General features: G+C 60.2%; 10 protein-coding genes. 7 read left to right on the forward strand and 3 right to left on the reverse strand.

The window, feature by feature from the left end; genetic code table 11:
* Positions 1-62: 62 nt before the first annotated feature.
* From hisC to ACR0BF_RS14540, 3 genes are read left to right on the forward strand one after another with little or no spacing between them, the layout of a single operon-like run.
* Entirely contained in the window at positions 63-1,148 is a 1,086-nt protein-coding gene (hisC, locus tag ACR0BF_RS14530; RefSeq protein WP_480605187.1) for a histidinol-phosphate transaminase, read from the forward strand.
* Positions 1,145-2,065: a prephenate/arogenate dehydrogenase family protein gene (locus ACR0BF_RS14535; RefSeq protein WP_480605189.1), complete on the forward strand. Its 921-nt coding sequence runs from the start codon at positions 1,145-1,147 to the stop codon at positions 2,063-2,065. Before hisC ends, ACR0BF_RS14535 begins: the two co-directional genes overlap by 4 nt.
* A complete protein-coding gene (locus ACR0BF_RS14540) occupies positions 2,062-2,913 on the forward strand; it encodes an extensin-like domain-containing protein (RefSeq protein ID WP_480625184.1) in 852 nt (283 codons plus the stop codon). The genes ACR0BF_RS14535 and ACR0BF_RS14540 overlap by 4 nt, the downstream gene beginning before the upstream one ends.
* On the opposite strand, the gene ACR0BF_RS14545 is transcribed toward ACR0BF_RS14540, so the two are convergent.
* On the reverse strand, positions 2,910-3,911 hold the full coding sequence (locus tag ACR0BF_RS14545) for a DUF2125 domain-containing protein (RefSeq protein ID WP_480553906.1): 1,002 nt from the start codon (positions 3,909-3,911) through the stop codon (positions 2,910-2,912). The genes ACR0BF_RS14540 and ACR0BF_RS14545 overlap by 4 nt on opposite strands.
* Positions 3,912-3,978: 67 nt before the next feature.
* On the opposite strand from ACR0BF_RS14545, the gene ACR0BF_RS14550 reads away from it, so the two are divergent.
* From ACR0BF_RS14550 to ACR0BF_RS14560, 3 genes are all read left to right on the forward strand, one after another.
* Complete coding sequence (locus ACR0BF_RS14550) at positions 3,979-4,509, forward strand: gamma-glutamylcyclotransferase (protein WP_267365629.1); 531 nt, start codon at positions 3,979-3,981, stop codon at positions 4,507-4,509.
* A 69-nt stretch (positions 4,510-4,578) separates the two neighbouring features.
* Positions 4,579-5,757 carry a biopolymer transporter ExbB gene (locus ACR0BF_RS14555; RefSeq protein WP_480482292.1) on the forward strand — a complete coding sequence of 393 codons (1,179 nt, stop codon included), beginning with the start codon at positions 4,579-4,581 and terminating at the stop codon, positions 5,755-5,757.
* Positions 5,758-5,760: 3 nt separating this feature from the next.
* Positions 5,761-7,503, forward strand: coding sequence for a peptidoglycan -binding protein (locus ACR0BF_RS14560; protein WP_480625185.1), 1,743 nt, complete (start codon positions 5,761-5,763; stop codon positions 7,501-7,503).
* A gap of 245 nt (positions 7,504-7,748) precedes the next feature.
* Here ACR0BF_RS14560 and clpA read toward each other — a convergent pair whose 3' ends face one another.
* Positions 7,749-10,073, reverse strand: coding sequence for an ATP-dependent Clp protease ATP-binding subunit ClpA (gene clpA, locus ACR0BF_RS14565; RefSeq protein ID WP_480625186.1), 2,325 nt, complete (start codon positions 10,071-10,073; stop codon positions 7,749-7,751).
* Between the two features lie 174 nt (positions 10,074-10,247).
* Positions 10,248-11,015: a hydroxyacylglutathione hydrolase gene (gene gloB, locus ACR0BF_RS14570; protein ID WP_480625187.1), complete on the reverse strand. Its 768-nt coding sequence runs from the start codon at positions 11,013-11,015 to the stop codon at positions 10,248-10,250.
* A 61-nt stretch (positions 11,016-11,076) separates the two neighbouring features.
* Here gloB and ACR0BF_RS14575 point away from each other — a divergent pair, with 61 nt between their 5' ends.
* A complete protein-coding gene (locus ACR0BF_RS14575) occupies positions 11,077-11,811 on the forward strand; it encodes a class I SAM-dependent methyltransferase (protein WP_480493592.1) in 735 nt (244 codons plus the stop codon).
* Positions 11,812-11,957: the final 146 nt, after the last annotated feature.

The raw sequence follows: 11,957 nt of genomic DNA on the forward strand, positions 1-11,957 counted from the left end.
GAATTGCCGCTTTTCTCAATCCGTTGAGACAGGTATGAGGGGCCCAATCAACGGAGCCTCTCATGACCAAGATCACCCCGCAACCCGGCATTATGGACATCGCGCTTTATCAGGGCGGCCAGTCACATGTGGCGGGTGTTGAGCATGTGATCAAGCTGAGCTCGAACGAGAACCCGTTCGGCCCCAGCCCCAAGGCGATTGAGGCGGTGCGCGACAGCGCGGCCACTTTGCATCGGTACCCCAACACCGACCACGCCAGTTTGCGCGCGGCCATCGGCGCGCGTCACGGACTGGACCCTGCGCAGATCATCTGCGGTGTCGGCAGCGACGAGGTGCTGCAATTCATCGCTCAGGCCTATGCAGGGCCGGGGGATGAGGTGATCTATACCGAACACGGGTTCTCCATGTACCCGATCATCGCCCGCATGGCAGGTGCCGCACCGGTCATGGTGGCCGAGCGCGACCGCAAAGTCGATGTGGATGCCATTCTGGCCGCCGTAACCAGCCAGACGCGGATCGTGTTTGTGACCAACCCCGGTAACCCGACCTCGACCATGATCTCGAACGACGAGCTGGACCATCTGGCACAGGGTCTGCCTGATACCTGCCTGATGGTTCTGGACGGTGCCTATGCCGAATTCGTCGACGGTTTCGATGGCGGCGCGTCTTTGGTGGATGCGTATGAGAACGTAATCATGACCCGCACATTCTCGAAAGTGTACGGGCTGGGCGGGATGCGGGTCGGCTGGGGGTATGCGCACCAATCGATTATCGATGTTCTGAACCGGGTGCGTCAGCCCTTCAACCTGTCTTTGACAGCCCTGGCCGCAGCCGAAGCAGCGATCAGCGACGTCGATTTCCTGACGTTCTGCCAATCTGAAAATGCGCGCCTGCGAGTGTGGCTGGCCGAGGCGCTGGACAAGATTGGCGTACCCTCGGACCCGTCCTGTACCAATTTCATCCTCGCGCGTTTTGCCGATAGGGCCGAGGCCGAGGCCTGTGATGACTATCTGAAAACGCAGGGTTTGATTGTCCGCCGGGTTGCAGGCTACAACCTGCCGAATGCCCTGCGGATCACCGTGGGCGATGAGGAAGCCTGCCGCCACGTCGTTGCGGTGATTACAGCATTCAAAGAGGGCGCAGCATGAGCCAGATTTACGACCGGGTTGCGCTGATCGGGCTGGGCCTGATTGCCTCCTCCATGTTCTGGGCGATCAAGCGTGGGGGCTTGGCCGGGGAAGTGACCGGCTATGCCCGGTCCGAGGCGACACGTGACACCGCGCGCAGAATCGGGCTGTGCGACCGCGTCTGTGACACGGCGCGCGAAGCGGTCGAAGGTGCTGATCTTGTCGTTCTTTGCGTGCCTGTGGGGGCAATGGGGGCCGTCGCAGAAGACATCGCACCCGTGCTCAAGCCCGGCGCGACCCTGTCGGATGTGGGGTCAGTCAAGCGGCATGTCATTCACGCAGTTCAGCCGCATATCCCCGAAGGTGTGCATTTCATTCCCGCGCATCCTTTGGCAGGGACGGAACATTCCGGTCCGGAATCGGGTTTTGCCAGATTGTTCGACAATCGCTGGTGCCTGCTGGTGCCCGTCGAAGGAACCGACCCGGATGCAATCGCCCGCCTTCGGGCGTTGTGGGAAGGTATGGGCTCCCATGTCGATGAGATGGACGCCGATCATCACGATCTGGTTCTGGCCGTCACGTCCCATGCGCCGCACCTGATCGCCTACACGATGGTTGGCGTGGCCGACGATCTGCGCCGGGTGACCGATAGCGAAGTGATCAAATACTCGGCCGCGGGTTTCCGGGACTTCACTCGCATCGCCGCATCCGACCCGACCATGTGGCGCGATGTGTTCCTGTCCAACAAAGACGCGACGCTGGAAATCCTGGGCCGGTTCACGGAAGAGCTGTTTGCGCTGCAACGTGCCATCCGGACCGGGGACGGGGAACATTTGTTTGACTACTTCACCCATACCCGTGCTATTCGTCGCGGCATCATCGACGCGGGGCAGGACACCGACGCACCGGATTTCGGGCGGGGAAAGGCAGGTTCATGAGGTTATACCGGGGGCAATTTCTGATCGGGATCATGGCGTTGTGCGCCGTGGCCACACAGGCAACACCTCTGGAACGATCTCTGGTTTCTCCCGCACGTCCGATTCTGGACCAGCACAACGTTCAGGTTGTGTCCGCTGTTGCCCCGGTGTCCGTCGCGGCCATAACCGATCTGCGCCCCATCTCACGTCCGGTTTCACCGCAGGTCACTGCTGCACTGGCGCGACCATCGGAATTGCCACTGCTGGGGCCCGACACGTCGCTGATGCCTTACTTGAGACCTGAATCGCTTGAACAGCAGGTGCTTTTCAAGAAGCGCAAGCTGCGTAAAGGGTCAGTTTGCGGAGATATCGCCATTCAGGGCAAGCCCGTCGGCAGGGTCGGCAGCGACAACTCGGCCTGTGGCGTAAAAGATGCGGTGCAGATCACCTCTGTTTCCGGTGTGGCACTCAGCCGCCCGGCGACGATGGATTGCGGCACCGCAGTTGCACTGAACAAATGGGTCGACAAAACGGTCAAACCCACCTTCAAACGCCGCGGCCCGGTGGTCGAATTGCAGGTGGCAGCCCATTATGCGTGCCGAACTCGCAACAACCGCAAGGGCGCGCGGATTTCCGAGCACGGCAAAGGACGCGCCATCGATATTTCGGCCTTCAAGTTGGCCGATGGTGAGGTCGTGACCGTCCTGGAAGGATGGCGCAAGAACCCGTCACAGAAGCAATTGCAGAAGATCTGGCGCGGTGCGTGTGGCCCGTTCGGCACGGTATTGGGGCCGAACTCGGACGGCTACCATCGCGATCATTTCCATCTGGATACGGCACGCTACCGCAGCGGAGCGTATTGCCGTTAACGCAGGATCAGCCGCGGGGCAGGGCCCAGCGGCACCGGCCCCAGGGCTACAAAACCATCCCGGAAGTTCAGTTGCAGGTCCAGCGCGTTGGGGTTGCCGCCCAACCCTGCCAGAAAATTCAGTGCACGGGTGACAGGATCAACCGCCTGATCGGGCAGGGCACCTGCCGCGTTTGCCATGTCGATCATATCGCGCCAGTTCTCGGCCTTGACGGCGATCTCACCGCTCGGAACACCCTGTGAGTCTACATCCAGCTTACCAGCCGCAAACAGGCGTAACCCACCCCATTTGATCTCGGCCAGTCGCAGGTCTATGGCCACGGGCTGCGGTCTGCTGTGTTCCAGCGCCGACCTGTCCCAGACTTTGCTGAACGTGGTGACCATGTCCAGTTCCAGCGTTTCGAAGGACTGCGGCAGCGACGCGGCCGAATTCATAAGGACCCGCAACCGGTCACCGGGTGTGAACCCATCCGCGCGGGCGGTAATGGCATAAGCTTCGGGTTGGGATGTTTGCGCCATGATCAGGCTTAGGGTGTCCCCAGCGGCCAGTGCTGTGGAGTTTTCGGTCACCGACCAAGCCCCTGCCGTCAGCGCCAGTTTCTCAAGCACAAGCGAAACGCCGGGTTGCAACTGTAGTTCGGCAATCAACTCATCTGCGACAATCGTTGACGTCTGATCGTAATAAGACAGACGTTGGGGCGTTTCGGCAAACCGCAGCACCTGCCGGCCGGGCCAGATCGCTGGGCTTTCGAATTCGATCCAGTCCGCGCTCCAGGCTGTGCCATTCACCGGGTCGGCAAGGGCGGGATTGTTCAGGCGGGTCAAGTGGTGGGTCGGATACCCTGCCGTTGTCACGTCCGAGAAATCAGCCAGCCAGCCACGGGCCTGTTGTTGATCAAACCAGCCAGTGATTGCCACGCGCAGGCCATATCCGGCGACAAACCAATAGGCGCTCCACAGGATGCCGATAAAAATGACTACTCGTATGACACGGCGCATGAGCTTTGGCCCTTTTTCCTGCCTCGGAATTGATGTTTATAGGCCCAAACGGGCAAGGACCAGTGCAATGACGATGTGGGTTTTCGGTTATGGATCGCTGCTGTGGAATCCGGGCTTTCCGGTCGCACGCAGCGAACGCGCGACACTGCATGGCTATGCCCGGTCCTTCTGCATGAGCTCGATCCACCACCGGGGAACCGAAGAAGAACCGGGTCTGGTGCTGGCGCTGGACGAACAGGCAAACGCGATCTGCACCGGTCTGGCCCTTGCGGTTGAAACCGGTCACGAAGACCGCACCCTGCACGAACTACGCGAGCGCGAGCTGATCTCGTCGGCCTATGTCGAACGTATGCTGGATGTGCATCTGGAAAATGGCGACATCGTTAACGCCGTGACCTATGTGATCGATGCCGACCATGTGCAATACTGCGGCGGCATGCCTTTGGAGGATCAGGCCCGGATCATCGCCCACGCGGTTGGCGGACGCGGCCCGAATGATGAATACCTCTACAACACTGCCGAACATCTGGCCGAGATCGGCCTGCGCGACCCCGATCTTGAGTGGTTGGCGCAACGGGTGCGCAGTATTACCGCATAAACTCTTGGCGTCACCAGTGGAATTTCGCTAGTTTCGACGCAGAGCAGGCAAATACCGGGAACCACGCGCATGGCGCAGGCACATCAGGGCGCGAGACCCCATTTCTCGCATCCAACGCGACAGATTCTGTTGATGTTGATGGCGATCGGCCTGTCCGGGCTGGGTGTGTTTCTGGCGCTGCCCTATGTGTTGCCGGTGTTCTTCGCCAACCCGTACCTGAACGGCTTCATCCTGATGGTGTTCCTGATCGGCGTGTTTGCCTGTTTCTATCAGGTGACACAACTGATCGGGTCCGTGCGCTGGATCGAGGCATTCGTTGGCGGTGTTGTTCGTGAAGACGCCCGCACACCGCAATTGTTGGCACCTCTGGCCTCATTGCTGCGCGAACGGGGTGCGCGGTCGCAGATCAGTTCGACCTCGACCCGCTCCATTCTGGATTCTGTGGCCGAACGGGTCGAGGAAGAGCGTGAAATCACCCGCTATATCACCAACGTGCTGATCTATCTGGGTCTTTTGGGTACGTTCTTTGGACTGGCGACAACCGTGCCGGCCATTGTCGATACCATCCGCAGCCTAAACCCGCAGGAGGGCGAGGAAGGGCTGGCCGTTTTCAACCGCCTGATGACCGGGCTCGAGGCGCAATTGCAGGGGATGGGTGTTGCGTTCGGATCGTCTCTGTTGGGTCTGGCCGGGTCGCTGATCGTCGGCTTGCTCGAAGTTTTTGCAGGGCACGGGCAGAACCGCTTCTATCGCGAGCTTGAAGAATGGCTGTCTTCGATCACCCGCTTAGGTTTCGCGGGTGGAGAAGAAGGCGGTGCCGAAATTGCCGTGCTCACGCCGGTGCTAGACGCCATGTCCGAACAGATGGATGCCTTGCAGGATCTGTTCTCTGCGCAGGAAAGCGACCGGGCCGAGGTTTCTGCCAAGCTGGGTTTGCTGGTCGATGTGATCGGTGAGATGAACAACCGTCAGGCCAATACCGAAAGTGTTACGGCGGCGCTGGAACGCGTGGCGCTGGGTCAGGAAGCCCTGCTGGATCACATGCGCGATCACGGTGCGGGTGAAGGTATCGACGCCGAAAGCCGGATGCGCCTGCGCTCGATGGATGTGCAGCTGCTGCGTATCCTCGAAGAGATTTCGGCGGGCCGGCAGGAAAGCATGAATGAGTTCCGCAAGGATATTGAACTGCTGGTCAAGGCGCTGACCCTGCCGCGCGGTGCGGTACGCACCACGCCGGAAGGAGAATAGACCATGGCGCTGTCCCGCCGCACCGGTCAACGGTTCCAGGGCTCGGTCTGGCCCGGTTTCGTCGACGCGATGACGGGGCTGTTGATGGTGCTGACCTTTGTGCTGACCATCTTCATGGTGATCCAGTTTGTGCTGCGCGAAACCATCTCGGGTCAGGAAGACGAACTGACCACATTGGCTGACGAAATCGCGGCGCTGGCGGGTGCGCTGGGGCTGGAAGAACGCGAAAACAGCCGGTTGCAGGCGCGCCTTGGGGCGTTGAATACCACCCTGTCTCAGGCTGAAGACGATCTGGCGCAAGCCCAGTCACTGATCGCGTCACTGACCACCGAGCGCGACCGCCAGGCTGCCGCTCTGGATCAGGCGCAGACCCGGATCACCAATTTTGAAGCGCAGGTAGCAGCCCTGCTGGCCGAACAGGAACGGGCACTGGGTGATATTGCGGTGCTTGAATCGCAACGCGCGAAACTGCTGACCGAGCAAGAGGCGTTGAACCTGGCCCTTGCCCAAAGCCGCGAGGAAATCGACGCACAGACCGAAGCCGCCCGTTTGGCCGCTGCCCGTCGTGAAGCACTGGAAGCGCTGGTGGCGGATCTGGAGCAAGGCAGTGCCGACCGGGACGCCCAGATTACCACCCTTGAACAGCAGCTCAGCGATGAAGAAGCCGCCCGTCTGGCCGAAGCCGCCGCCGCCGAGGCGTTGCGTAACCGCCTTCAGGATGCCGATGCCGAGCTGACGGCCATGACACTTGCTCTGGAAGCGCAACGCAAAGAGGCCGAAGACACACTCACCCTGCTGGCAGCAGCACAGGCGGCGCGTGCCGCGTTGGAGCGTCAGTTTGGCGACGTGAACCCGGATGAACTGCGGGCCCAGCTTGAAGCCGCTTTGCAGGCGCAGACGCAAGCGCAGGCGGATGCTGATGCGCAACGCTCTCTGGCCGAGCAGCGGCAGGCCTTGTTGGACCTCGCCAATGCGACGCTTTCGGAAGAAAAAGAAATCTCTGTCGAAGCGCAGCGAGAAGCCGCACTGCTGAACCAGCAGATCGCCGCCCTGCGCGGGCAATTGGGCTCCTTGCAGGCGCTGCTAGACGATTTCGAAGAACGCAACGCCGCCGCCGAGGTGCAGATTCAGACATTAGGGCAGGACCTGAACGCAGCGCTGGCCCGTGCCGCATCCGAAGAACGCAGGCGACGTCTACTGGAAGAAGCGGAACGCCTGCGTCTTGAGGCCGAGGCCGAGGCACTGGCCGGGCAGAACCAGGAATTGGCGGCACAGGCCGAGGATCTGCAACGCTATCGCTCGGAATTTTTTGGTCGTTTGCGGGATGTCCTTGGCGGTCAGGAAGGGGTGCGCATCGAAGGCGACCGGTTCGTGTTCTCGTCCGAGGTTCTGTTCCCGACCGGATCCGCCGTGCTGTCCGAAGAAGGGCAGCAGGAGGTCGCCAAGGTGGCCAGCATCCTGCGCAGTGTCGCTGCTGAAATCCCGCCCGGTCTGAACTGGGTGATCCGGGTCGACGGCCACACCGACAACGTTCCTCTGGCGGGGTCGGGCCGGTATCGCGACAACTGGGAGCTCAGCCAGGGTCGCGCGCTGTCGGTTGTGCGCTATATGGTTGACGCGCTGGGCATTCCGCCCAACCGCCTTGCAGCCAACGGGTTTGGCGAATTCCAGCCCGTCAACCCCGCTGATACGCCGGAGGCACACGCGCAAAACCGCCGGATCGAGTTGAAGCTGACCGAAAGGTAAAGCCTCTGGCCCTCAGCAGCCACGAAAACAAGCCGCCGCCCCGCAACCGGTTATTGGCGATACCGGCCACAGTGACCAGAGCCGTTGGAGAATCAAGGCGGCGCATGTCAGACAGGCGTTTCACACGCAGTATAACCGAGACGCTAACGCGACCCCGGTCGAGTGGATGAGTCCTTGTCTGTGTTGGGCGAAACGAAAAAAAACCCGCCTTGGTAGGCGGGTTTTCTGTTTGATGCGGTGGGCGATCAGTCTGCCGTCAGAAGCGGAGGCTTGTCACCCGAAATGCGCGGTTGATCCGGGCCAAGGATATCAAGATCCAGATCACCCTTCTTGACCGAGACACGGACCACACCGCCTTTTGCCAGCTTGCCAAACAGCAACTCTTCGGCCAGCGGTTTCTTGATGTATTCCTGAATGACACGGCCCAGCGGGCGCGCACCCATCTTGTCGTCATACCCTTTGTCCGCCAGCCATTCGGCGGCTTTGGGTGTCAGATCAATGGTCACACCACGATCCAGCAGTTGGGCTTCCAGTTGCAGGACGAATTTCTCGACCACCTGCAAAATGACCTCTTTCGGCAGCGGCGCGAACGAGATCACGGCATCCAGACGGTTGCGGAATTCCGGCGTGAACATGCGTTCAATTGCGGCAGTGTCTTCGCCCTCTCGACGGTCACGACCGAACCCGATCGCGGCCTTGGCCTGCTCTTGCGCCCCCGCGTTCGAGGTCATGATCAGCACCACGTTGCGGAAGTTCACTGTACGGCCGTTATGGTCAGTCAGCTCGCCATGGTCCATCACCTGCAACAGGATGTTGAACACGTCCGGGTGTGCCTTTTCAATCTCGTCCAGCAGCAACACACAATGTGGATGCTGGTCGACACCGTCGGTCAGCAAGCCCCCCTGATCGAACCCGACATATCCAGGAGGCGCGCCGATCAGACGGCTGACCGCGTGTTTCTCCATATATTCCGACATGTCGAAACGCAGCAGTTCAACGCCCAGCGTATCCGCCAGCTGTTTCGCCACCTCGGTCTTGCCCACACCGGTCGGACCGGCAAACAGATAGTTGCCGATGGGCTTTTCAGGCTCCCGCAGGCCGGCGCGCGCCAGTTTGATTGCGCTGGCCAGCGCCTCGATCGCCAGATTCTGCCCAAACACCACCCGTTTCAGCGAGGCTTCGAGGTCTTTCAGCACCTCGGCATCGTCCTTGGTGACGTTCTTGGGCGGGATGCGGGCGATCTTGGCAACCACGGCCTCAATCTCTTTGACCCCGATGGTCTTGCGCCGTTTGCTTTCCGCCACCAGATGCTGCGCCGCGCCAGCTTCGTCAATCACGTCGATGGCCTTGTCGGGCAGCTTGCGGTCGTTGATGTAACGTGCCGACAGCTCGACTGCGGTTCTGATCGCATCAGCGGTGTATTTGATGTCGTGATGTTTCTCAAAATAGGGTTTCAGACCGCGCAGAATCTTGACGCTGTCTTCAACCGAAGGTTCGTTCACATCGATCTTCTGGAACCGGCGCGACAGAGCGCGGTCCTTCTCGAAATGCTGGCGAAACTCTTTGTAGGTGGTCGAGCCCATGGTGCGCAGCTTGCCGCCCTGCAACGCAGGCTTCAGCAGGTTCGAGGCATCCATTGCCCCGCCCGAGGTTGCACCGGCACCGATCACGGTGTGAATTTCGTCGATGAACAGCACCGCGTCGGGGTGCTCTTCCAGCTCGGTTACAACCGCTTTCAGGCGTTCCTCGAAATCGCCGCGATAACGGGTCCCGGCCAGCAGCGCACCCATGTCCAGCGAGTAGATGGTGGTGTTTGCCAAGACATCTGGGGCTTCTCCGGCGACGATCTTGTGCGCCAGACCTTCGGCAATGGCGGTTTTGCCCACGCCCGGATCGCCCACCAGCAGCGGGTTGTTCTTGCGGCGGCGGCACAGCACCTGGATACAGCGTTCCACCTCATCCGCGCGCCCGATCAGCGGATCGACATCACCCGCGCGCGATTTCGCGTTCAGGTCAATGCAGTATTTCCCAAGCGCACTTTCTTTTTGTTCCGTGTCGCCGGATCCTGTCTGAGCTTCTTCTTCTACCTGATCCGCACCGGACACCGACCGGCTTTCACCATAAGCGGGGTCTTTGGCCACGCCATGGGCGATGAAATTGACCGCGTCGTACCGGGTCATGTCCTGTTCCTGCAGGAAATAGGCGGCATTGCTTTCGCGCTCGGCAAATATGGCGACCAGTACATTGGCACCGGTCACTTCGGTCCGGCCCGAGCTTTGCACATGGATCGCGGCGCGCTGAATGACGCGCTGGAACGCTGCCGTCGGTACGGCTTCGGACCCGTCGATATCCGTGACCAGATTTGAAAGATCTTCGTCTATGAACTCAACCAGAGTGCTGCGCAACTCGTCCAGATCGACGCTGCACGCTTTCATGACGCGCACCGCATCGGGTTCTTCCAGAAGCGCCAGCAGCAAATGCTCCAGCGTTGCAAATTCGTGTCGCCGTTCATTCGCAGCCGCAAGGGCCGCGTGGATGGCTTGTTCCAGTGTGCTCGAGAATGAAGGCACGCGGGTGCTCCTCTGTCTTGGGTCAGAAGGGGGCGGGCTTTCGGCCGGAACCCCATCCCAACCATGTCCTCATACTATTAGAGTTTGGTTGATCGTGGCCCGGCTTCAAGGGTTTTCTTTCACTTGACAGTCACATTTGTTGTGACCGTGGCCGTGAAGAGGGGCAAATAAGCATCAGAACCTGTCTTTTCTACCCCGGATTTCGGCGAAAACCGCCGCAGGATCGGCGTTTGCCATACCAAGATGGGCCTGAATCGCCGGATCAGTGGCCCTCAGGAACGGGTTGGTGGCTTTTTCAAGCGCCAAAATCGACGGAACAGTGGCTTCGCCAGCGGCGCGGTCGCGGTCGATATCGGCAATTCGCTGTCTCAACGCGGTGTTCTCGGGATCGACGGTAATGGCGAATTTTGCGTTGGATTGTGTATATTCATGCCCCGAACAGACCAGAGTGTCGTCCGGCAAAGCGGCCAGCTTGCTCAGCGACGCCCACATCTGCGCCGGGCTGCCTTCGAACAGACGCCCACACCCGAGGGCCATCAGGCTGTCAGCGGTAAAGACTACCGCGCTTTGCGGAAGATAAAACGCGATATGACCAACCGTGTGCCCCGAAACGTCCATCACCGCGACCGGTTCGCCACCGACCTCAAAGCTGTCGCCTTCGGCAACCCGCTGGTCCAGCGGGGGCAAGCGGTGCGCATCGGCGGCAGCACCGATGACCTTTGCAGGGTGTTTGGCCAGAATTTCGGCCAGCCCTTCAACGTGATCCCAGTGATGATGGGTCAGCAGCACATGTGACAACGTCCATCCCCGATCTTCCAGCGCTGCAAGAATCGGCGCGGCTTCGGGCGCATCAATCAGCGCAGTCTGGCCATTGCCGCTGTCATGGGCCAGAAAGGCGTAATTGTCGCTGAGGCACGGGATTGTAACGATTTCAAGAGGCATGGTCTTTTGCCCTTTCATTGCTAGACTGCGCCCAGCTAAGCCGATTGACCGGATGTCCGCAATGCATCTTGATGTGCAGGATCTGAGGAACTTCTACTACCGCAGCACCCTTGGGCGCGCGGCACAGGCGGCTATTCGCGGGCGGCTGACCGAGCTCTGGCCCGAAGCCAAAGGTCAGACAGTTGCCGGTTTTGGCTTTGCCGTGCCGCTGTTGCGCCCTTATCTGGCCGATGCGCGCCGGGTCATCGGGCTGATGCCCGGCCCGCAAGGTGTGATGCCCTGGCCTGCGGGGATGCCCAATGTCTCGGTCCTGACGGAAGAGACCCGGTGGCCCATTGAAACCGGTCACGTGGACAAGCTTGTGGTGATGCACGGGCTGGAAACGTCCGAGCGGCCAAACCAGCTGCTGGAGGAATGCTGGCGCGTTCTGGGCCCCGGTGGCAGGGCCGTGTTCATTGTTCCGAACCGGGCGGGTCTGTGGTCACGTACGGACAAAACGCCATTTGGCTTTGGCCGTCCCTATTCCGCCACTCAGCTGGAAAATCAGCTCAGGTCGCACTACTTCCTGCCCGAGGCGCATTGCTCGGCTCTTTACATGCCGCCGTCCTTCCGGCGGTTCTGGTTGAAGTCGGGCAGTCTGATCGAAAAAACCGGCCAGCGTATTCCAACTGTCATGGCGGGCGGGGTGTTGATGGTCGAGGTCACAAAGAACATTCATCCGCCCCGGGGCAATGTCACCAAACATGCCATCAGGAAGCCGATCAAGGCGCTTGACGGTCTGCTAAAGCCTGCGTGACAACCGTGTGCATCCCAAAGTGACAAATTCGCGAGAAAAAAGTCACAGGAATCGCAAAAACCTGCATATTCGTAACATTTTTCAACTGCCGCGACCGGTCCAAACGGTCGCACTTGGTGTAAGTGTATGAAAATTAACATTTTGTG

The sequence above is a fragment of the Ruegeria sp. AG7 genome (assembly GCF_056541545.1).